Raw genomic sequence first — 22,701 nt, 5'->3', positions numbered from 1 at the left:
ATGCTGGCGGCGATCCTGGCTCTTGTCTTGCAAGCCGTTCTGGTCGGCCTCGGCTCAGCGCCGTCTCTGCGCATTCAGGATCAGCCCCAGGGAGAGCAGGCTCACCATCACCACGAGCACCACGGGCCGGCCAGTCCGGCCGCGCCCGACAAGCAGCCTCATCATGCCAGCGGGTGCTGCATCCTGGGCAGCGTCCTCGGGGTCGCCATTGGGTCGCCGCCCACGTTCGTCCCCTTTGCGCCGCTGGCCCTTTCCGTTCTCGTCTCCTTCGCGTCGATCTGCGAGGAGCTCGGTGCAAGACGGCCATCGTGCCTGCCCGTGGGCGCACGTGCTCCTCCCCGTCCGGTTTGATTGGTTCCGCCACCCGACAACCATCAAACAGGACAACTGCCATGACAATGATCCGTCGCCTCGGCACGCTTGGCGCTGCCGGATCCCTTTGCCTTCTCGCCACCTCGGCTTTCGCCCACATCACCCTCGAAACCCAAAGCGCCCCGGTCAGCTCGACCTATAAGGCCGTCATGCGGGTCGGCCACGGCTGCGAGGGCTCGCCGACCCTTAAGGTCCGCGTCCAGATCCCGGAGGGCGTCATCGCCGTCAAGCCGATGCCCAAGCCGGGCTGGGAGCTCGATACCGTCGAGGCGCCCTACAAAGCGTCCTATGACTACTACGGCACCCCCATGACGCAGGGCGTGCGGGAGATCGTCTGGACGGGCAAGCTGCTCGACAAGCATTACGACGAGTTCGTCTTCCGAGCCTATTTCACCGACAGCCTCAAGCCCGACGCCATGCTGTACTTCCCGGCCGTGCAGGAATGCGAGGGCAACAAGGCCGAGCGCTGGATCGAGATCCCGGCCGAGGGCAGGAAGGCAGATGACTACAAGTCTCCGGCGCCCGGCCTGAAGCTGCTCCCCAAGGCCACGAACTGATCCTGGAGAGGGCGCGCCGGCCCAGTGGCGGCGCGCCCGACCTGCCGTCATGACGTGGCTTTCCCGCATCCTGATCTGTTTCGCGCTGGCCTGCCTTGTCCCCACGGGGCAGGCCGAGGCGCATGCTGCCTTGGTGGAGGCGGTCCCGGCGGATGGCGCGGTCGTTGCCACCGCTCCCTCCAGCGTGCGTCTGCGCTTCAATGAGCCTGTCTCCTTGCTGGTCATTCGCCTGATCGATGCCAAGGGCGTGACGCACGGCGACCTGCATCACGAGGCGCGCGACCAGGCCATCACGATCCACCTGCCGGACGGACTTCCCCAGGGCACGCAGGTGCTGAGCTACCGGGTGACCTCGTCCGATGGCCATCCGGTCGGTGGCGCCCTCGTGTTCTCCATCGGCGCTCCCACCGCCGAACCCGCGCCACAGGCAACGGGGACCCGCTCGCCCCTGGCAGTCGCGATCTGGCTGGCGCGACTTGCCCTATATGTCGGATTGTTCGCCGGCGCGGGCGGCGCCTTCTTCGCCGCCTGGATCGGGCGCGAGGCGACCACGCCCTCCTCCCGCACGATCGTACGAGCCGCCATCGGAATCGGCATCGCCGCGGCCGTTCTATCGGTCGGGTTGCAGGGCCTTGACGCTTTGGGCGAGCAACTTCCCACGCTCGCGTCGCTCCATCCCTGGCACGAGGGTTTCAGGACATCCTTCGGCCTCACGGCCGTCACCGCCATCCTGGCCCTAGCATGCGCCTGGATCGCGCTCCGTGGCGACATGAAGACGGTCGCACTCATCGGTCTCGGCGGAGCCGGCCTTGCCCTGGCGCTCAGCGGCCATGCCAGCGCCGCCTCGCCGCAGTGGCTCACCCGCCCGTCCGTGTTCGTGCACGGCATGGCCGCCGCGTTCTGGGTGGGTGCCTTGGTGCCGCTGGCGCTGATCGTCCATGAGAAGCGGGGCGCATCGCTTCCCATCGTGCAACGGTTCTCGGATTGGGCTGTCCGGGCCGTCGGCCTCATGGTCTCGGCTGGCGTGATCCTGAGCGTCGTGCAGCTTGAGACCCCGGCCGCCCTGCTGACCACGGATTACGGCCGCGTCTTCCTGGCCAAGATGCTCGCGGTAATGGGTCTGGTGGGGCTGGCTGCCCTCAACCGGCAGCGGCTGACCCCCATGCTTCGCCTGAAGGAAGCAGGACCCCGCCACCTGCTGCGCTCGATCGTCGGCGAGATCGGTCTGGCCGTCGTGATCCTCGGGCTGGTGGCGACCTGGCGCTTCACCCCGCCGCCTCGGGCACTCGCGGTGCTGCCGGCCGAACCCGTGAAGATGCACATCCATGCGCCTGCGGCGATGGTCGAGCTGACGCTCGCGCCGGGACGGATCGGGCCCGCGACGGCGTCCCTGTCGCTGATGACCGGCGACTTCGGGGCCCTCGATCCCAAGGAGGTGACGGTGACGCTGGCCAAGCCGGATGCCGGGATCGAGCCCATGCAGCGGCGCGCTGCCAGGACTCCGGACGGAACCTGGCGGGTCGAGGGCCTGGTCCTGCCGGTTCCCGGGCGGTGGCAGGTGCGGGTCGACGTGTTGGTTTCCGATTTCGAGAAGGCCACGCTCGAGGACACCGTCGAGATCCATCCGTAGGACGCTCTCGGCGTTCCCAGACGGCGGGTACATCCGTCTCCGTCCACACGTTGGCCGGGGCATCGCTCGGCCGGATCGGACATCCATGAACGCCGCTTCATACGTTCCCTACTGGGGCGTCCCTCCGGTCCCAGGGAACCTGGTCTGGAACCTCGATCCCGGGCTCATCGCGGTTCTGGTCGCCGTTCCCATCCCGTATGCGATCGGGAATCGGGGACCTGCCTGCCGGGATCGTACGACGCGACGCTCCGTAGCGACGTCGTCTACTGGAGCATGCATGTCACGACCATCGAAACGGCCTTGCTGCTCTGGCTCTGGTTGCGGAAGGCCCGCACCTGACCGTCACGACCGGCGAGGCCAACCGCGCGAAGGCCAGTAAAACGCCTGCGCGATGTGCTCTGTTGGGAAACTGGGGCGAGACGAGGAAAGGACCGTGCCGTGGTTTCGGTCAAGCTTGTTGCGGCGGTATCCGGAGCGTTCCTTCTGGCCGCTTGTACCACGACGACCCCGGCGGACCGCCGCCGCGCGGACGAGGCGCAGTGTCGGTCCTATGGATTTCGCCCAGGGACGAATGCGTTCTCGCATTGCCTGCTCGATCTGGACCTGAACCGTGCAGCCGATCGACGGGCGCGCCTCGATGACCCATATCGATATGGTCCACCGGGCTGGTACTGGCGGCGCGGCTGGTAAGCGCTCTCGCAGCGGTTTTGCTTTCAGTTGTTTGATGTCGGGATGGGGCGCAGCACCGCCATGATGACATCCAGCCCGCACGTGAGCGCGATCATCTCCCTGTCGTCATCTTGTCACTGAGCCGAGGCACCCAGTGGTTCACGTGGTGCGCGCCAAACCGGGGCTGGACAGCACTCGAATCCGAAGCTATGGCGTATAGTATACTATACGCCATAGCCGAAGGGAACTCCTCACCATGCTGCGCACCGTTTCCATCCTGGCCCTCGGCCTCATGCTGGGCATCGGCCATGCCCAGGCCGCCGCCGGAGACGATGTCCTCGACATCGTGGCTCCCTTCGAGATCAACGGCACCGATCCCTCCACGGCAGGCGATCTCTTCCTGAAGATGGGCGTGGCCGAGACCCTTGTCGGCGCTGACGAGGCTGGGAAGCCTGTTCCGGCGCTGGCAGCGTCCTGGGAACTCTCCGACGACGGTAAGGTCTGGCGCTTCAAGCTGCGCCCGAACGTGATGTTCCACGACGCCACGCCCCTGACGGCTCCGGCTGTCGTCTCCGCACTGACCTTCGCGAAGGGCAAGCCCGGCATCCTCAACAAGGCCCCCATCGAGGCCATCGCGGCGGACGGAAAAGATGTCGTCCTCCGCCTCTCCGAACCCTTCGCGCCGCTGCTCGCGTTCCTGGCCCAGAACACGACGATGATCCTGGCGCCTGCCGCCTACGACGTGAGGGGAAGGGTCACGCAGGTCATCGGGACCGGGCCCTACAGGATTACCCTCCTGCAAGCGCCGCAGAAGATGACGGTTGAGCGCTTCGACGGGTACTGGGGCGAGAAGCCCTCGATCCGCGCCGCTAGCTATCTGGCAGTCGGTCGCGGCGAGACCCGCGCCCTGATGGCCGAGAGCGGCGATGCCGACTTCGTGTTCAACCTCGACCCGGCCAGCCGCACGCGCCTCGGCCGCAGCCCGAAGGTCAATGTGCTCTCCGTCTCGATCCCACGCAGCATCCTGCTCAAGCTCAATGCCGGTGATCCGCTCCTGAAGGACACGCGTGCTCGGCAGGCGCTCAGCCTTGCCGTCGACCGCGAGGGCATCGCTGCCGCCATCCTGCGCTATCCGGCTGCCGCCAACCAGCTCTTTCCGCCCAGCGTCGCAAGTTGGCACAATGCGAGCGTCCCGCCGCTGGCCTACGATCTGGAGAAGGCCAAGGCGCTGCTGGCTGAACTCGGCTGGAAGCCTGGAACTGATGGCATTCTGGCGAAGGACGCCCAGCGCTTTGCCATGACCCTGGTGACCTATCCCGACCGTCCGGAGCTGCCGCTCGTGGCAGCCGTCCTCCAGGAACAGCTCAAGGAGATCGGCGTCGCGATCACCATCAACTCCACGAATTCCAGCGAGATTCCGGCCAAGCACCAGGACGGCACGCTGCAAATGGGCTTGGCCGCACGCAACTTCGCCCTTGTCCCCGATCCCATCGGCACGATGTTGCAGGACTACCCGCCCCAGGGCGGCGACTGGGGCTCCATGAACTGGTCGAATGCAGAGTTCGAGCAGGCGATCAAGGACCTCTCCAAGGTTTCGGACGCGGCTAAAGGCCAGCTCCTGCGCGAGAAGGCGGTCTCGATCCTCCAGGCAGAATTGCCGGTGATCCCGATTGCCTGGTACCAGCAGACGGCTGCCGTCTCGAAGAGGCTGGAGAACGTGCGCCTTGATCCCTTCGAGCGCGACTTCGGCCTTGCGAAGATGCGGTGGGCGCAATGACGAGGGTCCTCGGCTACCGCCTCTTCCAGGCGCTCCTCGTCGCCCTGACGGTGGGCGTGTTGACCTTCATCATGGTCCGCGCGCTGCCCGGCGACATGGCCTATCGCATCGCCGCCGGCCGCTATGGCTACGACATGGTCAACACAGAGGCCGCCAACGCCGTCCGAACGGAACTCGGACTGGACCGGAGTGGGGCAACGGCACTCGGCCAATGGTTCTGGGACCTGATCCGCTTCGACCTTGGTGAGTCCGTCGTCTCGGGCGAGCCGGTCATCGATGAGGTGCGCCACCAGCTCGGCCACACGGTGGAGCTATCACTTGTGGCGGTGCTGCTGTCGCTCCTGATCGGCCCGCCTCTTGGCATCCTCGCCGGATTGCGCCCGGGAGGAGTGATCGACCGGGGACTGCTTCTGGTGTCGAGCACCCTTCGCGCCCTGCCGCACTTCGTCGTCGGTCTCCTGCTCATCATCGTGCTTGCCACCAGCATGGGAGTTCTGCCTGCCGCTGGCCACGGCGAGCCGCAGAACCTGATCCTGCCAGCCCTGACGCTGGCACTCGGGCTCGCCGCCGTCTCAAGCCGCGTGGCGCGGGACGCGATGGCGGGCGTTGCCAGCTCACCCTACTACGCCTTTGGGCGCACCAAGGGACTATCCGAGATGCAGGTTTTCCGCCGCCACGGCCTGCGCAACGTGAGCGTGCCGATCGTCACCTATCTCGGCGTGCAGTTCATCTACCTCATCGAAGGCGTCGTGGTGGTGGAAACCCTCTTTGCCTGGCCTGGCATCGGGCATGCGCTCGTCCATGCCATCTTCGCGCGTGACGTTCCGGTGATCCAGGGCACGGCCCTCGTGATGGGACTGCTGTTCGTGCTGCTCAACGCGGTCGTCGACCTTGCCTGCTACCTGATCGATCCGCGGAGGCAGACGGCATGACAAGCATCGCAATGACTGCCTCAGAGCCACGGCGTCTTCCGGTAGGACGAACCATCGGCTTCATCATCCTGGGCGCAATCGTGCTCTTCGCGTTTCTCACGCCGCTTTTCTGGCCCGTGGACCCGACGCGGCAGAGCCTGCGCAATGTCCTGGGCGCACCGAGCTGGAGCGAGCCGCTCGGATACGATCATCTGGGGCGCTCGATGCTGGCACGCCTCGCGGCAGCCCTGCGGCTGTCACTGGGCCTGGCCTTCCTCAGCATGCTGACGGCCGCCATTCCCGGCGTCCTGCTCGGCATCCTCGCGGCCTGGAAGGGCGGGATCGTCGACCGGGCCCTGTCGGTTCTTGGTGACGTGTTCCTGGCGCTGCCGGGTCTGCTGCTGGTGCTGATGCTCACGGCCATCGCACCTAACTCGCCCTGGGCGCTGTATGTTGGCATCTCGCTGGTTCTGTGGATCGAGTACTTCCGTCTTACCCGCGCCACCACCCGCACGCTCATCACGTCCCCGGCGGTGCAGGCCTCACGACTCCTTGGCTTCGGGCCGGCTTACATCGTCCGCCGTCACCTTTGGCCCGAGATCGCGCCGATGACCGTGACGGTGGGAGCCTTCGGGGCCGCAACGGCCATCATGGCCATCGCGGCTCTTGGCTTCGTCAGCGTCGGCGTGCGCCCGCCCACGCCGGAGCTCGGCCTGATGATGACCGAGCTGCTCCCCTACTACGAGGAGGCGCCTCACGCCCTCCTGCAACCGATCATCGTCGTGTTCCTTCTCGTCCTCAGCCTCAATCTCATTGCCGGAAGGAAAGCCCGATGACCGCGTTGCTTGTCGCCGACGGCGTCTGCGTTTTTGCCAAGGAGCGGATCGTGGAGCCGGCATCCCTGTCGCTTCACGCCGGCCGCCCCTTCACGATCCTGGGTGAGACCGGCTCGGGCAAGAGCCTGCTAGCCCAGGCGATCATGGGCACCCTGCCGGCAGGCCTTCGCGCCGAGGGCAGCGTCACCATTGCGGGCCAGCGGCTATCGCTCACGGCAGGGCAGGGACACCGTCCGCTCTGGGGCCGCGTGATTTCCGTGCTGCCGCAGGAGCCGTGGCTCGCGCTCGATCCCACCATGCGGGCACGCGAGCAGGTGGCCGAAGGCTATGGCTTCGTGCGGGGAGTGAGCCAGGCGGATGCAACCCGTCAAGCGCAAGACGACCTGGCCAACCTTGGTCTTGCCGAGGCCGGAGGCAAGCTGCCTTCGCAGCTCTCCGGCGGCATGGCTCAGCGCGTGGCTTTCGCGGCGGCACGCGCTGGTGGTGCCCGGATCGTCATCGCGGACGAGCCGACGAAGGGTCTGGATGTCGCCCGCCGCGACGACGTCATCGCTCTCCTCATGCGGGAGGTGGCAGAGGGGGCGGCCTGTTGACCATCACGCACGACCTCGAACTGGCCCGCCGCATGGGTGGCGATCTCGCGGTGATGCTCAACGGCGTCATCATTGAGCAGGGACCAGCCGAGGATGTGCTCGGCAATCCGCAGCATGCCTATACGCGATGCCTGATCGAGGCCGATCCGGCTCACTGGTCTGCTGGAAGTTCCCGAAAGGCAGCGGGCAAGCCTGTCCTGGTGGCGGAGGGGCTCGGCAAGTCCCGTGGTGGACAGCGGCTGTTCAGCGGGCAGAACCTCGCCGTCCACCCGGGCGAGATCATCGGCGTCACGGGCCCGAGCGGCTGCGGCAAGAGCACGTTCGGGGACATCCTGCTCAGTCTGCTCCCGCCGGACGAGGGCACGGTCCGGCGCGGGGACGACCTCCCGGCCATCAAGTTCCAGAAACTATATCAAGACCCGCCCGCAGCGTTCCCGCAGCGGATCACCTTGCGCCGGGCAATCAGCGATTTGATCAAGCGGCACGGGCTGGATGCGGCACGGATCGACTCCCTCATGGCGCGGCTGCGATTGGCGCCCGAACTCCTCGGCCGCCTGCCAGGCGAGGTCTCCGGCGGCGAGTTGCAGCGGTTTGCCCTGCTGCGAGTCCTGCTGCTCGATCCTGTCTTCCTCTTCGCCGACGAGCCGACCTCACGGCTCGATCTCATCACGCAGCAGGAGACGATTGAGCTCCTCGTCGAGCTGGCGCGGGAACAGAACTGCGCGGTCCTGATCGTCAGCCACGATGCCGAGCTGATCCGCAAGGTGAGCGACCGGCAGATCCGGTTTGAAGCCGAGAGGTCGGAAAACCCGCCCAAGAACCAGCGTACGCCGGAGGTTGCCCTGGCATAGACCGAGGTCTGGCTCCTCACGGGCGTTCCTGGCGCGGGTAGAAGTCGGGCAGGATCAATCCTGGCGGCAGACAACAACGATCTGACCATCCGGATCGGCGCTCATCGGCGCGGGGTCATCGAGTTGGCCCCGCAGGGCAGCCGCAATGTCTTGAGCCAGACGTTCAACGCCCTCAGATCCGCTTGCGGCTGGGTGACTGATCGACACCCTGCAAGACTCGGGAGCCCCATCCAGCATTGTGGGGTCAGCAGCCTCAGGAAGCGTGAATGCCGTGAAGAAGGTCGGGTCACCGATGCGGATCGTCATCTCCTCCGCCTTTGCGGGAGACTTCAGGGGCAGCAGGAACCGCAGCACGAGGCGGTCATTCGCAACTGTGGCCTGGTGATCGCTGGAGGAAGCAAAAGCGGCAGGTGAGCCACCCACCTTCACGGCCGTGAAGTAGTTGGCTTCAGCGAGCGAGGCGAGGTTCGTTTCGGCCAGGTCCGCGAGCTTGGCGGGATCGGCATTGCCGTCCCGATCCATGTCGAGGCCCATGGTCGCATATGCCGAGTACGCTGGATCGAAGGTCCATGTGTGCCGGATGCCGGCAACCCGTGCGGACGCGTCGAAGACGATCTCGGCGTGGGCCTCGACCCAGACATGAGGGTGCGCGACGGCTGGCGCCGTGGTTGCCAGCCCGGCGAGGAGGCCCGAAAGCCATCCGGTGCGGGCGAGCCATTGCCTCTCCACGTGTGCGCTCCATTCAGGTCGGCATCGATTGGGCAGGAAGGGACCCGTCCGATGCCTGGCCGCCTCGGAAGTTAACTTCAGCATCGGCAAAAGGTTTGGATCGTCCCACTCGGTGCGTCTTCCTATTGCGCCGGACTTTCCGCCAGGGAGTGACGCGTGTCGCGGGCCTGGAGGAGGGCAGCAACGAACTCCCTCACGAGGCGCGCCTGCTGGGCGTCAGGACGGAAGAGCAGAATACTCTTAAAGTAGACAGCCGGTTCGAAGGGGCGGAAGACCAGCCCCCGCTCGGGGAAACCGTCGGTGGCGGCCGGATTGACGAGGCCTACGCCCACGCCCTCGAGTGCGAGGGCGCAGACCGTCGAGGAGCTGGGCGTCTCGACCACGATCTTGGAGCGTACCCCCGCTGCTTCAAGAACGGCATCGAACCGCTGACGGGCGCGGTCCTCGGGCGCCAATGCCACCAAGGGCACACCCTCGAGATCCTCAGGCGTGATCGTCGGTCTGGCGGACAGCGGATGACCAGACGGGATCGCACAAACGGCCCTGAAGCTGCCGAACGTCCGGTGCTCCACCCCGGACAGGTCCACCTCGTCGGCCGCCAGCCCGATGTCGAACTCGCCCGATCCGACGAGTTCGCGCACACGCGTGGTCGGATGAACCTGAAGGGTCAGGGCGATATCCGGGTGCTTGGCCTGGAATACCCGTATGGCGCGCGGCACGATCGTGTTCCCGAGTGCGGCAAGGCTGGCGATGCGGATGCTGCCGGAGCCAAAGTCACGGATGCGGGCCACCTCCGCCCTCAGGCGCTCGAGGCCGACGAAGCTGCGGTCGACCTCCCTGAGAAGCAGCTTGGCCTCCGGGGTCGGCACGAGACGGCTGCGAACCCTGTTGAACAGGGCGAACCCCACCGTCTCCTCGAGTTCGGCGATCGAGCGGCTGACAGACGGCTGGGTGATCTGGAGCAATTCCGCCGCCCGGGACGCCGAACCCGAGTGCATGACGGCGCGGAAAGTCTCGAGCTGGCGGAAATTCATGGTTCACCCGAACGGCAGAGATCCATAGGTTTTATGCATAGACTGATACGGCTCAGTCAATTGTTTCTATGAGGCCGCTTGGTATCCTGGCTCTTACAAGCCCAAGGATATCCCATGAAAGACCTGTCCCGCTGCGTTCACCACCCGGCCGTCTCCCACGAGGGCTTCTCCAGCCTCGCCGTGCCGACCTACCGTGCCTCGACGATTGTTTATCCCGACGCCGAGTCGTTCGCTCAGCGCAAGTGCCGGGGAGCGGACGGCTACTCCTACGGTCTCCATGGGACCCCCACGACGCGGACGCTCGAGGCCCAGCTCACGCAGCTTCATGGCGGCGTCAGGACGGTTCTCGTTCCGTCGGGCCAAGCGGCCGTGACCGTGGTGATGCTCTCCGTCCTCTTGCCAGGCGATAGGGTCCTGATCCCGGACAGCGTCTACCCGCCCGTGCGGGGCTTCTGCGCCAACTACCTCAAGCCTCGCGGTATCGATTACCATGTCTACGATCCGCTGGTCGGTGACGGGATCGCCGACCTCATCGACGCGCGCACCAAGCTCGTCTGGATCGAGTCGCCCGGCTCCGGAACGATGGAGGTCCAGGACGTGCCGGCCATTGTGCGCGCAGCCAAGGCCAAGGGCGTACTCGTCGGATGCGACAACACCTGGGCCTCGCCCCTGCTGTTCAAGCCGCTCGCCCACGGAGCGGACTTCGCCATCGAGGCTCTGACAAAATACGTTGGCGGTCATTCCGACCTGCTGCTCGGCTCGATTACGGTTAGCGACCTCGACCTGCGGCAGCGTCTCAAGGATACTCTGCGAATGGTCGGCATCGGCGTATCGCCGGACGAGGCGGCCCTGGCCCTACGCGGCATCGAGACCATGGGCGTGCGCTTGGCTCACATGGGGCACATCTCCGAGGACTTCGCCCGCAGGCTTGAGCCGCATCCGGCCATTGACCGTGTCCTGCATCCGGCCCTGCCATCGTGCCCGGGCCACGAATTCTGGAAGCGGGACTTCAAGGGCTCCAGCGCCGTCTTCAGTGTCGTCCTGAGGCCCGGTTGCGAGGAGAACCTGGGTCCCGCCCTCACGGCGCTGCGCATCTTCGCCATCGGTGCGTCATGGGGCGGTACCCGCAGCCTGATCGCCCCGATGGCCATCAAGGGTGACCGCACCGTGAACCCGTGGAGATCCGAGGGGACGGTCCTGCGGATCAGCATCGGCCTTGAGGATCCGGACGATCTCTGGGCCGATCTCACCGACCTTTTCGCCAAGCTCGAACGGGAGCCCGCCGCGAAGGTCGCCTGACATTTCCAACTAAAAACAGAGGGAACGACAATGTCATCGATCAAGCATACTCTCACCATCCCGCTCCTCGGAGCCATCCTGACGGGAGCGGCCATCGCGACCCCGGCATCCGCCCAGCAGACGGTCGAGGCCATCAAGCAGCGCGGGTTCGTGAGCTGCGGGGCGAGCCAGGGCACGCCTGGCTTCGGTGCCCCGGATCAGAACGGCTACTGGCGCGGTCTCGACGTCGACACCTGCCGCGCCATTGCCGCCGCGGTCTTCGGCGACAAGGACAAGGCACGCTTCGTGCCGCTGACGGGCCAGCAGCGGCTGACGGCCCTTCAGACCGGGGAGGTGGACGTGCTGCCCCGCACGACCACCTGGACCCTCCAGCGGGACGCGAACGGGGTGAACTTCACCGTCCCGAACTACTACGAGTATCCCGGCGTGATGCTCCGGAAGGATCTCGGCGTGACGAGCGCCAAGGAGATGAAGGGTGCGACCGTCTGCGTCCAGACCGGCTCCACGACGGAGGTGACGGTCGCGGACATGTCCAAGACCCATGCCCTTGATCTCAAGCCCGTGGTCTTCGACACCGTCTCGTCCACCCGCCAGGCTTTCTTCTCCGGGCGTTGCGATGCGCTGATCACGGATGCGTCAGCCCTCGCCTCGGTGCGCGCGACGCAGGCCAAGAACCCTGACGAGTACGTCATCATCCCGGCCAACGACAAGATGGAGGCGCTCACGCCTGCCGTGCGCCATGGGGACGACCGCTGGTTCGACATCGTCAAATGGTCGTTTCAGGCCCTGATCATGGCCGAGCAGCTTGGGCTCACCCAAGCCAACGTCGACGACAGGCTCGAGTCCGATGACCCGACCGTCCGCCGCTTCCTCGGCGTCGAGGTCGGCAATGGCAAGGCGCTGGGGCTCGATGAACGGTTTGCCTACAACATCGTGAGGCAGCTCGGGAACTATGCCGAGATCTTCGACCGGAACGTCGGCAAGGACAGCCCCCTCAAGCTCGAGCGCGGCCCAAACCGCCTGTATCGGGACGGCGGGTTGATGTTCCCCCTGGCCTTCAACTGATCAAGGGCACCTGTCATGGCACGCCTCTGGTATGATGCCAGGCTCCGGGCCGCGACCATCCAAATCGCGGTCCTCGGGCTGGCCGGCCTGCTCGCCCTGTGGCTAGCGACCAACACGGCGGAGAACCTTGCCCGGCGCGGGATCGCGGTCGGATTCGATTTCCTCAGTCGCGTCGCCCGCTTCCCGATCTCCGAGAGCCTGATCGCCTACGCACCCAGCGACACCTTCGCCCGCGCCTTCGCCGTCGGACTCGTCAACACGCTGTTCATCGCTGGGATCATCGTCGTGGGATCCACGATCCTCGGACTTTTCGTCGGTCTGGCCCGGCGTTCGCAGCATCCCCTGGCCTTTGGCATCGCCACGGTCTTCGTCGAGACCATGAGGAACACGCCGCTCGTCGTGCAGCTCCTGTTCTGGTACGCCCTCGTGACCGTGGGGCTGCCGAATGTACGCCAGGCGCTCAACCCGCTTCCCGGCACCTTCCTCTCCGTGCGCGGCCTGTTCGTGCCCTCGCTCCATGTCGGAGGAAGCCCGGCAATCCTGTGGACCATTCTCCTCGTTGGCATCGTTGTCATCGTCATTGCCAGTGCCGTGGGCCGTAGGAAGCGGGTCCGGACGGGCCATGGATTCCCGTATGGCTCGATAGCCGCGGCAGCCATGGCAACCGGCCTCGGCGCGACCTGGATCGCAGGGCTCTGGTCGGTGTCCGTCGACACGCCCCGGCTGCAAGGATTCAGCTTCGTCGGCGGAACGGCGCTGACACCGGAGTTCGCCAGCCTCGTCGTCGGCATGGTCCTCTACTCGTCCTGCTTCATCGGCGAGATCATCCGGGGCGGCATCGATGCCGTCGGCAAGGGTCAGTGGGAGGCAGGGCGATCGGTCGGCCTGAGCGAGCGCCAGTCCCTGCGCCTGGTGGTCATCCCGCAGGCGTTGCGGGTGATCATCCCCCCGATGACCAGCCAGTACTTCAACATCGTCAAGAACACGACGCTGGCGCTCGTGGTGGGCTACCCCGACATCTCCTATGTGGTCGCGACGACGATCAACCAGACGGGCCAGGCGATCGAGGGCGTCCTGATCCTCATGGCCGTGTTCCTCACGATCAGCGCCGCCATCTCCCTCTTCATGAACTGGTACAACCGCAAGGTTGCCTTGGTGCAGCGATGACCACAATTGCCTCTCCCACGGAAGCCTTCGTCCGCCTGGACGCCACGGCAGCCCAGCCGTCGCCACCACGCCAGCGGCGTTCGCTCACCCATGTCTTTCTCGGTGACCTGCTCAGTGTCTGCGTGACGGTTGCGACCGGGGCGATGTTGATTGCGATCGTCCCCAAGCTCCTGTCCTGGGCCGTGGTGAACGGGGTCTGGCTGGGCGATGGTTCCGCATGCCAGGACGCGGGAGCCTGCTGGGCCTTCCTGCGGGAAAAGTACCGCTTCATCCTGTTCGGGATCTATCCCCCGGACGAGCAGTGGCGTCCGGCCGGCGTGGTCCTGATTTTCTTCGGGCTGACGCTCTGGTCCCTGCCGCCCGCCCATTGGACCGTTAGAACACTCGTTCTTTGGCTCCTCGGCTTGGGCGGATCCATCGTCCTCATGGCGGGTGGCATCCTTGGCCTTTCGGAGGTTCCAACGTCTTCGTGGGGCGGCCTGCCCATCACGATACTGCTCACGGTGATCTCGCTCGGGACGGCCTTTCCGCTTGCCGTTGCCCTAGCCCTCGGGCGTCAGTCCAGCCTGAAGGGCATCCACCTCATGAGCGTCGGCGTCATCGAGGTGATCCGCGGTCTCCCGCTCCTCAGCCTCCTGTTCATCGCCTCCATCGTCCTGCCCATCATGCTTCCAGACGGCATGACGATCGACAAGTTCGTGCGGGCGCTCGTTGCGCTCACCATCTTCTCGGCTGCCTACATCGCCGAGGTGCTTCGGGGCGGCCTCCAGGCCCTCCCGCCGGGCCAGCGTGAGGCAGCGCAATCACTGGGGCTTGGCTGGCTTGCCACGACGCGCCTCATCGTGCTGCCGCAGGCAATCCGCAAGGTGATCCCGCCTCTGACCAACACGGTCATCGTCATGGTCAAGAACACGAGCCTCGTCCTTGTGGTGGGCCTGTTCGACCTCTTGAGTTCGGGGCGGGCAGCGGCCACCGATCCGGCATGGCCAGCTCCCTACAAGGAAACCTACCTGTTCGTCGCCGTGGTCTACTTCCTAATCTGCTTCGCGATCTCGCGGTACTCGCGCTGGCTCGAGCAGCGGATGGCGATCGAGTCCAGGGCGTAACGTCAAGGAGATGAACCGATGTCAGTGGCTCAGAAGATCCGAACGTCCCCAACCATCGACTCGCGAGCTGAACCCGCCGTTCAGATGATGGCTGTCAACAAGTGGTTCGGCGAGTTCCACGTTCTGCGCGACATCAACCTCAATGTCCGGCGCGGCGAGCGCATCGTGATCTGCGGGCCTTCGGGCTCGGGCAAGTCCACGATGATCCGCTGCATCAACCGCCTCGAGGAGCACCAGAAGGGCCGCATCATCGTCGACGGCACCGAGCTCACCAACGACCTCAAGCGCATCGATGAGGTGCGTCGCGAGGTCGGCATGGTGTTCCAGCACTTCAACCTCTTCCCGCATCTCACGATCCTGGAGAACTGCACGCTGGCTCCGATCTGGGCGAAGAAGATGCCCAAGAAGGAAGCGGAAGAGATCGCCATGCACTACCTGAAGCGGGTCAAGATCCCCGAGCAGGCGAACAAGTATCCCGGCCAGCTCTCCGGGGGACAGCAGCAGCGCGTGGCGATCGCCCGCTCGCTCTGCATGAGCCCGAAGATCATGCTGTTCGACGAGCCGACCTCGGCGCTCGATCCGGAGATGGTGAAGGAGGTGCTCGACACCATGGTCGGGCTGGCCGACGAGGGCATGACCATGCTGTGCGTCACCCACGAGATGGGCTTTGCCCGACAGGTGGCGGACAGGGTGATCTTCATGGATTACGGGCAGATCGTCGAGATGAACACCCCGGACGAGTTCTTCAGGAACCCGCAGCACGAGCGCACCAAGCTCTTCCTGTCCCAGATCCTGCATTGAGCGTTCCCGCTCAATGGCAGTTCGGCCTGGCGAACCAGCTCTTCCTGCTCGCAATCTGCATGGCCATCGTGGTGCTGGCGGTCTCGGCTGGCGTGACGTGATGGAAGCGCAGGCCAGCCGGATCCCTCGGCATCCCGCCGGCGCCGACTGATCGGCGGGTGCTGCGCGGACTCCTGGCCATCCTGCTCATAAGCGGCATCGTGTTCCCACTCGTGGGCGTCTCGCTGCTGATCGACTGGGCCTTCGCCGGGCGCAAGGCCAGGACCGCCTGAACCCATGGGGTGCCACCATCCTGGGCGGCGGCACCTTCCTGGTCTCAGGAATGCCCCATCAGTCGTCCTGGTTCAGATGCCATCTATTGCGAGCCGTGATCAAGGCATCGATGAAACCTCGAACAAGGCCCGACTTCTGCTGTCCCGGCGGAAGCAGAAGCAATGTCCTGGCATGCAGGGCTGGCTCAAAGGCCCGCAAGATGACCTTGCTGCGGTCGAGGTCTCCCAGGGAGTACGGATTGACGAGCCCTACGCCGATCCCCCGGCCCACCAGTGCGGCAACCGTCAGGGAATAGGGCGTCTCGACGACGATCCGCGGCCGGGATCCAGCCGACTTGAGATCTGCATCCATGGCGCGACGGACGGTGTCCTCGGGCGCCAGGGCAACGAAGGATTCCTCGTGCAGGTCGATCGCGCGGATGACGGATCTCTCAGCCAGATGATGTCCCGCCGGAATGGCGCAGAGCATCCTCGGCGTGGCAAAGACCTGATGCTCGACACCGGAGACATCGATCTCATCGGCTGCCAGACCGATGTCGAAGCCTCCCGCGGCCACGAGATCCCTGACCGTCAGGGATGGATGCACCTGCAATGTTACCGACACCTTCGGATGGGAAGCGACGAAGCCGGCAATGGCTGCGGGAACCAGCGTCGATCCCATGGACGACAGGCTGGCAATCCGGATGTCTCCGGAGCCGAAGTCGCGGATGCGGCCGGCGGAGGCCCGAAGGCTTTCGAGTCCCTTGAACGAGGCCTCGACGTCACGGAACAGGAGTTGGGCCTCCGGTGTGGGTGCAAGCCTTCCCTTGATCCGCTCGAACAGGGTGAGCCCGGTCGATCGTTCGAGTTCGGCCACCAGGCGGCTGACCGCAGGTTGCGTGACACCCAGGACATCCGCGGCCCGTGAGACCGTGCCGCAGATCATGACCGTTCGGAACGCCTCGACCTGCTTGAACTGCACTGTCCATCCTCCCTGTTCCGATCAGCATCGGACCTTATAAGGTTTTGGTATGGACTGCATCGTAGTCGGCATTGGATTTGATGGCAGGGGCTTTCTAGGCTGGGTGCCATTCACAGCCCGATCGAGACCCTTCCGATGCAAGAAGCCACCCGGTGCGTCCATGTCCCCGCCGTCGACCGGGAGGGCTTCGCCAGCCTGACGGTTCCCGTTGAGCGGGCCTCAACCATCGTCTTCCCGACGGCTGAGGCCTTCCACAATCGGCACCGGAACGGGCCGCAATCCTACAGCTATGGGCTCTACGGAACGCCGACCGCCCGCGCGCTGGAGGGACAGCTCACGTCATTGTCCGGTGGGGCCGGCACGGTGCTCGTGCCTTCGGGGCAGGCAGCCGCCATGGCAACCCTGCTGGCCCTCTTGCAGCCGGGTGACCACCTCCTCCTACCGGACACGGTCTATGCCCCAGTCCGCTCGCTCGCGGACGGCTACCTGAAGCAGATCGGCATCGAGGCGAGCTACTGCGATCCAATGATCAGCGAGGGAATTGGCCGGCACCTGAGGCAAACCACCCGCCTGGTGTGGGTAGAGTCCCCCGGTTCCGGGACGTTCGAGGTCCAGGACGTGCCGGCCATCGTGAAGGTCGCCAAGGATCGAGGCATCCTCGTCGCCTGCGACAACACCTGGGCGACGCCTCTGCTGTTCAATCCGCTCGCGGTCGGTGCCGACGTGTCGATCGAGGCCGTCTCGAAGCACATGGGAGGCCACTCGGACCTCCTCCTGGGCAGCGTCACCGCCAATGAGGAGGCGGTCCTCGGCCGCATCCGGACCCTTGTGCGGGGGTTCGGCCTTGGTGTGTCGCCGGACGACTGCTTCCTGGCGCTGCGGGGACTGCAAACCCTGTCGGTGCGCCTCAGGCATCAGGGGCAAGCCGGCATCAGGCTGGCCCGCTGGATGTCCGAGCTGGCAGGCGTCGAGCGGGTCTGGCATCCCGCCCTGCCGGGCTCGCCCGGGCACGAGATCTGGGCGAGGGACTTCGCGGGGGCGGCCGGCGTGTTCAGCGTCTCCCTTTCATCTCGTTTCTCCGAGAGGCTCGACCACGCCCTGGGCGCACTGAGGTTGTTCCAGATCGGTGCGAGCTGGGGCGGGGCGCACAGCCTCGCGGCTCCCGTGGACCTGACCGGACAGCGCACCGTCACACGGCCCGACGTCACGGGGCCGCTCCTGCGCTTCTCCATTGGCCTCGAGGATGAGGCCGATCTCAAGGATGATCTCGCTGGGTTCTTCGCCGCTCTCAGCGCGACACCAAACACATGACGCGGCGTCCAGAGGTTCCTGTCATGCAAAAGTTCGTTCTCACTGCCGCGACCGTCTTGGTCTCCGCGTTCATGGCTCTCCCAAGCCAGGCCCAGGGAGGCGGCACGACGACACTCCAGAAGGTGAAGGAGCGCGGTGTCCTGCGATGCGGGGCCAGCCAGGGCGTGGCCGGATTCTCGCTTCCCGACGCCAAGGGCGTATGGTCGGGCTTGGACATCGATTTCTGCCGCGCGCTGGCCGCAGCCATCTTCAATGATCCTAACAAGACCGAGTTCGTTCCGCTGTCGAGCAAGGACCGGCTGACGGCGCTTCAGGCGGGCGAGATCGATGTCCTGTCCCGCACGACGACATGGACGCTGCAACGCGATGCAGCACTCGGCCTGAACTTCACGGCCGTCAACTACTACGACGGTCAGGGATTTATGGTGAGGAAGTCTGCGGGGATCGCTTCGGCGAAACAGTTGGACGGCGCGTCCGTGTGCATCTCGCAGGGCACGACGAACGAGCTGAACGCGGCGGATTACTTCCGCGCCAATAATATGAAGGTCCAGACCGTCACCTTCCAAGAGGTCAACGAAACGTTGAAGGCCTTCGAGACGGGCCGCTGCGATGCCTACACGGTGGACATCTCGGCCCTTGCGGCAGGTCGGCTCTCCCTCGGCAATCCCGACGACTACGTCATCCTGCCCGAGGTGATCTCGAAGGAGCCGTTGGGGCCATGGGTTCGCCAGGGTGACGACCAGTGGTTCGACATCGTCCGCTGGACGGTGTTCGCGCTCGTCAACGCTGAGGAGGCCGGCGTGACGAAGGATAATGCCGAGGCCATGCGTGCATCGACGAACCCGGACGTGCGGCGGCTGCTGGGACAGGAGGGTGAGTTCGGTCCCGCGCTGGGACTCTCCAAGGACTGGGCCTTCAACATCGTCAAGAGCGTGGGCAACTACGGCGAGATCTTCGACCGCAATCTCGGTCCGAAGACCAAGCTCGCCCTGGACAGGGGCTTGAACAAACCCTGGTCGAAGGGCGGGATCATGTACGCCCCGCCCATGCGATAGCCGGCAGCCGTTCAGGCGGAAACCGGACAAGACCCGATCGCATCGACGCTCCCGCCCTGCACCTGCGGGAGCGTCCCTAACGGAACACGTTGCTATGATCCCCGTCCAAGCAGAATCCGCCTCTGATCTGTTCGGCCATCGTTTCAAGCAGCAGCTTGAGATGATCGGTCAGATCATCCGTCAGGTCTCGAACGAGGATCATCGGAGACACGAGGCACCGCACGCGAGCCGCGTGAATCCCCCGGCCGCCGCTGCCACTGGCGTCCTCGCACCCTGGCAGGAGCGTCGCGCCAGGGAGATCATGCAGGCTCGCCTCGCCACACGCCTCACCATCGCCGACGTGGCACGCGAATGCCGCCTCACGCCGAGCTATTTCGCCAAGGCCTTCCGCCGCACGACGGGAATGAGCCCGCACCAGTACCTGACGGGTCTTCGCGTGCAGGAAGCCAAGAGCCTTCTCCTGTCCCCGACCCTGTCTCTGGCCGAGATCGCGATCATCTGCGGGTTCGGGGATCAGAGCTATTTCACGCGCGTCTTCACCCGATTCGTCGGCACGAGCCCAGGCGCATGGAGGCGTGCGAGGGCGCAACGGCCATCCGTCAGCTTCCCGCACGAGAGAACGTACTGATGACCGTAGGGCGGCATTGTTCGGTCAACGTCCTAGGAAACTGATCATTGGCGGCCATTGGTCTAGGAGATCGTCCTGCGGGATCTCAAGAAGAGTGTCCCGAAGCCCGATGAAGAGCTTACGGAAGGTCCGGCCGCAAGCTTGCGTAGGGAGAGGCACAATGACGGTCTCGAGCCATACACGTCTGACCGCGATCTGCGAACTTAGGAGCCGGTAAGGTCAGGAGCACGATACGTCATCGAGCACATTGGACAGGTACTGCGAAATCGCTTCCGCGAGGACCTGCTCATTCCCGTGCCTAGCGAGATGCTCAATCGGCTGAAGTGGATGAGACCTGCGTAAGGTCTGGTCCTGGCACTGAGCTGAAGTAAGCCGAACATCCGCCTCGAGGCCCAATACGGACATCGGCCGAGACAGACACGGAGACCGTCCCTCGACTTCGGACCTTCAGCGCGCCGCCGCGAGCGCAGCCTGGGCGCCCGCCCGCAGGAAGCCCGTGTCGGTTCCGATGGAGACCAGGTCGAAGCCCTTCCTCGCCAGCTCGCCGCCCCGCTCGCCAGAGGGCGCATAGACGCCGATGACCTTGTTGGCGGCCTTGGCCCGGGCGAGCAGGTGATCGAGCGCCGCCGAGGCCGCGCGGCCCGTCGGGTTGTTCTCCGCACCGTTCGAGAGCGCGATCGACAGATCCGATGGACCGACGAAGATGCCATCAATCTCGGGCGCCGCAAGGATGTCGTCGACGGCGGCCAGGGCCTCCCGCGTCTCCACCATCGCCAGGGCAAGCGTGAACCCGTTGGCTTGCGCGAAGTAGTCCTTCGGCTGGAGGCCGGACAGGGGCACGGCGGCGTGCGGCCCCCAGCTCCGCTGGCCGAGCGGCGGGTACTTCACGAAGCTGCCAAAACGGCGAGCGTCCTCGACGCCGTTGATCATGGGCGCGATCACGGCCGACGCGCCCGCATCCAGCAGCCGCGAGGCGGTGGCGAACTCGCCGACGGGGATCCGCACGAGCGTGGGCTTGCCTGCCGCGGCGACGAGCGGGATCGCCCGCACGGTGACGGCGAAGTCGATCGCGCCATGCTGCATGTCGATGGTGATGGCGTCGAACCCCTCGCGGGCGAGCAGGCCGGCAACGGAGGGGTCGGGCAAGCCGCACCAGGCGGACAGGACGGGCGAGCCCGACCGGAGCTGGTCGGCCAGGATGCTGATAGTGGTCATGGAATCCTCTGTGCTGTTCAATGCCCGGCGTTGTCAGGCTGACGCGGATAGGCGGGACGTGATCGCGATGCAGGCGGCCTCGATCCGGGCGATGGCCTCCGAGACCTCCGCTTCGTCGATGATGAGCGGCGGCAGGAGGCGCACGACGTTCCCGCCGGCGCCGATCACGAGGAGGCCCTCGTCGCGGGCCGCGGCAATGAACTCGGTGTTGGGCACATGGGTCCGGAAGCCTGCCAGGAGGCCGTCCCCCCGGATCTCGGCGATGATGGTGGGGTGCCGTTCCCTCAAGGACTCAAGCCCTTCCCGGAGCAGTTCGCTCACCCCCTGACGTTCCTGAGGAAACCGTCCTCCAGGATGACGTCGAGCACGGCGTTGCCCACGGCCATGGCGAGCGGGTTGCCGCCGAAGGTGGTGCCGTGGGTGCCGGCCGTCATTCCCTTGGCGGCATCGGCCGTGGCAAGGCACGCGCCCAGGGGAAAGCCGCCGCCGATCCCCTTGGCCACCGACATGATGTCGGGCGTGACGCCCGTCCATTCGTAGGCGAACAGTTTGCCCGTGCGCCCGACGCCCGTCTGGACCTCATCCACGATGAGAAGCAGCCCCGTGCCGATCGCAGAGGTCCCGAAGCTGGCGCATCCGGCCCGGGGGTAGGGGACGCAAGCCGCTCTCGCCCTGGATCGGCTCGATCATGAGTGCCGCGGTCTCGGGTCCGATGGCGGCTTCCAGCACCGGCATGTCATCGAAGGGAACCTGGTCGAAGCCCTGGACCTTGGGGCCGAAGCCCTCAAGGTACTTGGCCTGGCCGCCCGCCGCGAGGGTGGCAAGCGTCCGGCCGTGGAAGGCGCCCTCGAAGGTGATGATGCGGAAGCGTTCGGGATGGCCATTCGAGGCGTGGTACTTGCGGGCCATCTTGATCGCCGCCTCGTTCGCCTCGGCGCCGGAATTGCAGAAGAAGACCACGTCCGCGAAGGTGTTCTCCACGAGGCGCTGCGCGAGCCGCTCTCCTTCGGGAATCCGATAGAGATTGGAGGTGTGCCAGACCTTGGAGGCCTGCGTGGTGAGCGCCTTCACGAGGTGCGGATGGGCATGGCCGAGGGCATTCACCGCGATGCCGGAGCCGAAATCCAGGTACCGCATGCCGTCGCCGCCGATGAGCCAGGCACCCTCTCCCCTCTCGAAGGAGAGCTCCGCGCGGGCATAGGTCGGCAGCAGCGGCGATGTCGCGGAAGGCGGGGCAAACGGGAGGACGGGTTGATCCATCATTTGGCCGATGCCTCCTGGACCTTGCCGTTCTTCGACGGGAAGTACGTGTACGAGAGGGTGATGGCGTGCACGTCGGCCATGTTCGGGTCGTCAGCGATGGCCGGATCGATGAAGAAGACGATCGTCGCCTCCATGGTCTCGCCCGCCTGGAGGGTGCTCTCCTGGAAGCAGAAGCATTCCAGCTTCATGAAGTGGCCACCCGCCATTTCCGGCAGGACGTTGTAGGTCGCCATCGCCGTGGCCGGGGCGTCGCCCTTGTTCTCGATCCTGTACGTGATGCTCCGGGTCTCGCCGACCTTGACCTTGATCGACGGCGTCTCAGGGGTGAAGCGCCAGGCGAGGTTGGGCGCGACGTTCGCGTCGAACCGGATGGTCATCGTGCGGTCGAGCACCTTGGAGGCCGGCCCGGAGGCGAGCATCGGCGTGCCCCCGAAGCCCGTGAGGTTACAAAACATGTCGTAGAGCGGGACAGAGGCATAGGCGAGGCCCAGCATGCCGGCCGCGATGCCAAGGCAGGTCAGGGCCGTGTTGCGGGTTCGTCCCGTAGGCGACTGGTTTGTGTCGGACATGGCGGAAGCCTTCAGGGGAGGGGGCCGAAA

General features: G+C 65.6%; 22 protein-coding genes and 2 pseudogenes. 18 read left to right on the top strand and 6 right to left on the bottom strand.

The genetic code is table 11. The features are described from left to right. The 9 genes from ACD578_RS17080 (at nucleotide 1) to ACD578_RS17040 (ending at nucleotide 8,196) form a co-directional block, all read left to right on the top strand. Nucleotides 1-351: a hypothetical protein gene (locus ACD578_RS17080; protein WP_404286849.1), complete on the top strand. Its 351-nt coding sequence runs from the start codon at nucleotides 1-3 to the stop codon at nucleotides 349-351. Between the two features lie 47 nt (nucleotides 352-398). Next, entirely contained in the window at nucleotides 399-929 is a 531-nt protein-coding gene (locus ACD578_RS17075; RefSeq protein ID WP_404293911.1) for a YcnI family protein, read from the top strand. Nucleotides 930-978: 49 nt separating this feature from the next. Next, nucleotides 979-2,559: a copper resistance CopC/CopD family protein gene (locus tag ACD578_RS17070; protein ID WP_404286847.1), complete on the top strand. Its 1,581-nt coding sequence runs from the start codon at nucleotides 979-981 to the stop codon at nucleotides 2,557-2,559. 438 nt (nucleotides 2,560-2,997) lie between these two features. Then, complete coding sequence (locus ACD578_RS17065; protein WP_404286845.1) at nucleotides 2,998-3,249, top strand: hypothetical protein; 252 nt, start codon at nucleotides 2,998-3,000, stop codon at nucleotides 3,247-3,249. Between the two features lie 235 nt (nucleotides 3,250-3,484). Next, complete coding sequence (locus ACD578_RS17060) at nucleotides 3,485-5,005, top strand: ABC transporter substrate-binding protein (protein ID WP_404286843.1); 1,521 nt, start codon at nucleotides 3,485-3,487, stop codon at nucleotides 5,003-5,005. Beyond that, the gene (locus ACD578_RS17055; RefSeq protein WP_404286841.1) at nucleotides 5,002-5,937 is read left to right on the top strand and encodes an ABC transporter permease; all 936 of its coding nucleotides are present in this window, start codon (nucleotides 5,002-5,004) and stop codon (nucleotides 5,935-5,937) included. Before ACD578_RS17060 ends, ACD578_RS17055 begins: the two co-directional genes overlap by 4 nt. Continuing rightward, nucleotides 5,934-6,752, top strand: a complete 819-nt coding sequence (locus tag ACD578_RS17050) for an ABC transporter permease (RefSeq protein ID WP_404286839.1) — start codon at nucleotides 5,934-5,936, stop codon at nucleotides 6,750-6,752. Before ACD578_RS17055 ends, ACD578_RS17050 begins: the two co-directional genes overlap by 4 nt. Continuing rightward, nucleotides 6,749-7,345: an ATP-binding cassette domain-containing protein gene (locus ACD578_RS17045; RefSeq protein WP_404286837.1), complete on the top strand. Its 597-nt coding sequence runs from the start codon at nucleotides 6,749-6,751 to the stop codon at nucleotides 7,343-7,345. The genes ACD578_RS17050 and ACD578_RS17045 overlap by 4 nt, the downstream gene beginning before the upstream one ends. Further along, a complete protein-coding gene (locus ACD578_RS17040) occupies nucleotides 7,342-8,196 on the top strand; it encodes an ATP-binding cassette domain-containing protein (RefSeq protein ID WP_404286835.1) in 855 nt (284 codons plus the stop codon). Before ACD578_RS17045 ends, ACD578_RS17040 begins: the two co-directional genes overlap by 4 nt. Before the next feature lie 54 nt (nucleotides 8,197-8,250). Here the strand turns inward: ACD578_RS17040 and ACD578_RS17035 are convergent, their stop codons facing one another. Together ACD578_RS17035 and ACD578_RS17030 are read right to left on the bottom strand one after the other, a co-directional pair. Next, nucleotides 8,251-8,925, bottom strand: a complete 675-nt coding sequence (locus ACD578_RS17035; protein WP_404286833.1) for a DUF1007 family protein — start codon at nucleotides 8,923-8,925, stop codon at nucleotides 8,251-8,253. Between the two features lie 122 nt (nucleotides 8,926-9,047). Beyond that, a complete protein-coding gene (locus ACD578_RS17030) occupies nucleotides 9,048-9,959 on the bottom strand; it encodes a LysR substrate-binding domain-containing protein (protein ID WP_404286831.1) in 912 nt (303 codons plus the stop codon). A 114-nt stretch (nucleotides 9,960-10,073) separates the two neighbouring features. On the opposite strand from ACD578_RS17030, the gene metC (ACD578_RS17025) reads away from it, so the two are divergent. From metC (ACD578_RS17025) to ACD578_RS17000, 6 genes and pseudogenes are all read left to right on the top strand, one after another. Continuing rightward, the gene (gene metC / locus ACD578_RS17025) at nucleotides 10,074-11,258 is read left to right on the top strand and encodes a cystathionine beta-lyase (RefSeq protein WP_404286829.1); all 1,185 of its coding nucleotides are present in this window, start codon (nucleotides 10,074-10,076) and stop codon (nucleotides 11,256-11,258) included. A gap of 30 nt (nucleotides 11,259-11,288) precedes the next feature. Beyond that, nucleotides 11,289-12,323: an amino acid ABC transporter substrate-binding protein gene (locus tag ACD578_RS17020; RefSeq protein ID WP_404286827.1), complete on the top strand. Its 1,035-nt coding sequence runs from the start codon at nucleotides 11,289-11,291 to the stop codon at nucleotides 12,321-12,323. A 15-nt stretch (nucleotides 12,324-12,338) separates the two neighbouring features. Next, a complete protein-coding gene (locus ACD578_RS17015; RefSeq protein WP_404286825.1) occupies nucleotides 12,339-13,490 on the top strand; it encodes an amino acid ABC transporter permease in 1,152 nt (383 codons plus the stop codon). Then, nucleotides 13,487-14,596 (top strand): amino acid ABC transporter permease, encoded by a 1,110-nt coding sequence (locus tag ACD578_RS17010; RefSeq protein ID WP_404286823.1) that lies wholly within the window; start codon nucleotides 13,487-13,489, stop codon nucleotides 14,594-14,596. Before ACD578_RS17015 ends, ACD578_RS17010 begins: the two co-directional genes overlap by 4 nt. A gap of 18 nt (nucleotides 14,597-14,614) precedes the next feature. Next, nucleotides 14,615-15,397 (top strand): amino acid ABC transporter ATP-binding protein, encoded by a 783-nt coding sequence (locus tag ACD578_RS17005; protein WP_404286821.1) that lies wholly within the window; start codon nucleotides 14,615-14,617, stop codon nucleotides 15,395-15,397. Between the two features lie 11 nt (nucleotides 15,398-15,408). Further along, nucleotides 15,409-15,669: pseudogene (locus tag ACD578_RS17000) on the top strand (PepSY domain-containing protein); the annotation flags it as partial. Between the two features lie 58 nt (nucleotides 15,670-15,727). On the opposite strand, the gene ACD578_RS16995 reads toward ACD578_RS17000, so the two are convergent. After that, the gene (locus ACD578_RS16995; protein ID WP_404286819.1) at nucleotides 15,728-16,630 is read right to left on the bottom strand and encodes a LysR substrate-binding domain-containing protein; all 903 of its coding nucleotides are present in this window, start codon (nucleotides 16,628-16,630) and stop codon (nucleotides 15,728-15,730) included. 135 nt (nucleotides 16,631-16,765) lie between these two features. Here ACD578_RS16995 and metC (ACD578_RS16990) point away from each other — a divergent pair, with 135 nt between their 5' ends. The 3 genes from metC (ACD578_RS16990) to ACD578_RS16980 all read left to right on the top strand — a co-directional run bounded on the left by metC (ACD578_RS16990) (nucleotide 16,766) and on the right by ACD578_RS16980 (nucleotide 19,624). Then, nucleotides 16,766-17,941: a cystathionine beta-lyase gene (gene metC, locus ACD578_RS16990; protein WP_404286817.1), complete on the top strand. Its 1,176-nt coding sequence runs from the start codon at nucleotides 16,766-16,768 to the stop codon at nucleotides 17,939-17,941. A gap of 23 nt (nucleotides 17,942-17,964) precedes the next feature. Beyond that, nucleotides 17,965-18,996 carry an amino acid ABC transporter substrate-binding protein gene (locus ACD578_RS16985; RefSeq protein WP_404286815.1) on the top strand — a complete coding sequence of 344 codons (1,032 nt, stop codon included), beginning with the start codon at nucleotides 17,965-17,967 and terminating at the stop codon, nucleotides 18,994-18,996. Between the two features lie 160 nt (nucleotides 18,997-19,156). After that, the gene (locus tag ACD578_RS16980) at nucleotides 19,157-19,624 is read left to right on the top strand and encodes a helix-turn-helix domain-containing protein (RefSeq protein ID WP_404286813.1); all 468 of its coding nucleotides are present in this window, start codon (nucleotides 19,157-19,159) and stop codon (nucleotides 19,622-19,624) included. Between the two features lie 447 nt (nucleotides 19,625-20,071). On the opposite strand, the gene ACD578_RS16975 is transcribed toward ACD578_RS16980, so the two are convergent. The 3 genes and pseudogenes from ACD578_RS16975 to ACD578_RS16965 form a co-directional block, all read right to left on the bottom strand. Further along, a complete protein-coding gene (locus ACD578_RS16975; RefSeq protein WP_404286811.1) occupies nucleotides 20,072-20,839 on the bottom strand; it encodes an HpcH/HpaI aldolase/citrate lyase family protein in 768 nt (255 codons plus the stop codon). Between the two features lie 33 nt (nucleotides 20,840-20,872). After that, nucleotides 20,873-22,099, bottom strand: a pseudogene (locus ACD578_RS16970) (aspartate aminotransferase family protein). Then, on the bottom strand, nucleotides 22,099-22,671 hold the full coding sequence (locus ACD578_RS16965; protein ID WP_404286809.1) for a cytochrome c oxidase assembly protein: 573 nt from the start codon (nucleotides 22,669-22,671) through the stop codon (nucleotides 22,099-22,101). The pseudogene ACD578_RS16970 and the gene ACD578_RS16965 overlap by 1 nt, the downstream one beginning before the upstream one ends. Nucleotides 22,672-22,701 lie beyond the last annotated feature (30 nt).

The sequence above is a fragment of the Microvirga sp. RSM25 genome (assembly GCF_044784385.1).
GTDB lineage: Bacteria > Pseudomonadota > Alphaproteobacteria > Rhizobiales > Beijerinckiaceae > Microvirga > Microvirga tunisiensis.
Note: the sequence above shows the minus strand (reverse complement) of the source record. Positions and strands in the feature narration are given on the sequence as shown.

Excerpts from the sequence above, each read along its gene's own strand:
- ACD578_RS17020 (WP_404286827.1), top strand. The coding sequence starts at position 11,289 with ATGTCATCGATCAAGCATACTCTCACCATCCCGCTCCTCGGAGCCATC.
- ACD578_RS17055 (WP_404286841.1), top strand. The coding sequence starts at position 5,002 with ATGACGAGGGTCCTCGGCTACCGCCTCTTCCAGGCGCTCCTCGTCGCC.
- ACD578_RS16975 (WP_404286811.1), bottom strand. The coding sequence starts at position 20,839 with ATGACCACTATCAGCATCCTGGCCGACCAGCTCCGGTCGGGCTCGCCC.
- ACD578_RS16980 (WP_404286813.1), top strand. The coding sequence starts at position 19,157 with ATGATCGGTCAGATCATCCGTCAGGTCTCGAACGAGGATCATCGGAGA.
- ACD578_RS17010 (WP_404286823.1), top strand. The coding sequence starts at position 13,487 with ATGACCACAATTGCCTCTCCCACGGAAGCCTTCGTCCGCCTGGACGCC.
- ACD578_RS17015 (WP_404286825.1), top strand. The coding sequence starts at position 12,339 with ATGGCACGCCTCTGGTATGATGCCAGGCTCCGGGCCGCGACCATCCAA.
- metC (WP_404286817.1), top strand. The coding sequence starts at position 16,766 with ATGCAAGAAGCCACCCGGTGCGTCCATGTCCCCGCCGTCGACCGGGAG.
- ACD578_RS17030 (WP_404286831.1), bottom strand. The coding sequence starts at position 9,959 with ATGAATTTCCGCCAGCTCGAGACTTTCCGCGCCGTCATGCACTCGGGT.
- ACD578_RS16965 (WP_404286809.1), bottom strand. The coding sequence starts at position 22,671 with ATGTCCGACACAAACCAGTCGCCTACGGGACGAACCCGCAACACGGCC.
- ACD578_RS17070 (WP_404286847.1), top strand. The coding sequence starts at position 979 with ATGACGTGGCTTTCCCGCATCCTGATCTGTTTCGCGCTGGCCTGCCTT.
- metC (WP_404286829.1), top strand. The coding sequence starts at position 10,074 with ATGAAAGACCTGTCCCGCTGCGTTCACCACCCGGCCGTCTCCCACGAG.
- ACD578_RS17045 (WP_404286837.1), top strand. The coding sequence starts at position 6,749 with ATGACCGCGTTGCTTGTCGCCGACGGCGTCTGCGTTTTTGCCAAGGAG.
- ACD578_RS17075 (WP_404293911.1), top strand. The coding sequence starts at position 399 with ATGATCCGTCGCCTCGGCACGCTTGGCGCTGCCGGATCCCTTTGCCTT.
- ACD578_RS17005 (WP_404286821.1), top strand. The coding sequence starts at position 14,615 with ATGTCAGTGGCTCAGAAGATCCGAACGTCCCCAACCATCGACTCGCGA.
- ACD578_RS17060 (WP_404286843.1), top strand. The coding sequence starts at position 3,485 with ATGCTGCGCACCGTTTCCATCCTGGCCCTCGGCCTCATGCTGGGCATC.
- ACD578_RS17080 (WP_404286849.1), top strand. The coding sequence starts at position 1 with ATGCTGGCGGCGATCCTGGCTCTTGTCTTGCAAGCCGTTCTGGTCGGC.
- ACD578_RS16985 (WP_404286815.1), top strand. The coding sequence starts at position 17,965 with ATGCAAAAGTTCGTTCTCACTGCCGCGACCGTCTTGGTCTCCGCGTTC.
- ACD578_RS17050 (WP_404286839.1), top strand. The coding sequence starts at position 5,934 with ATGACAAGCATCGCAATGACTGCCTCAGAGCCACGGCGTCTTCCGGTA.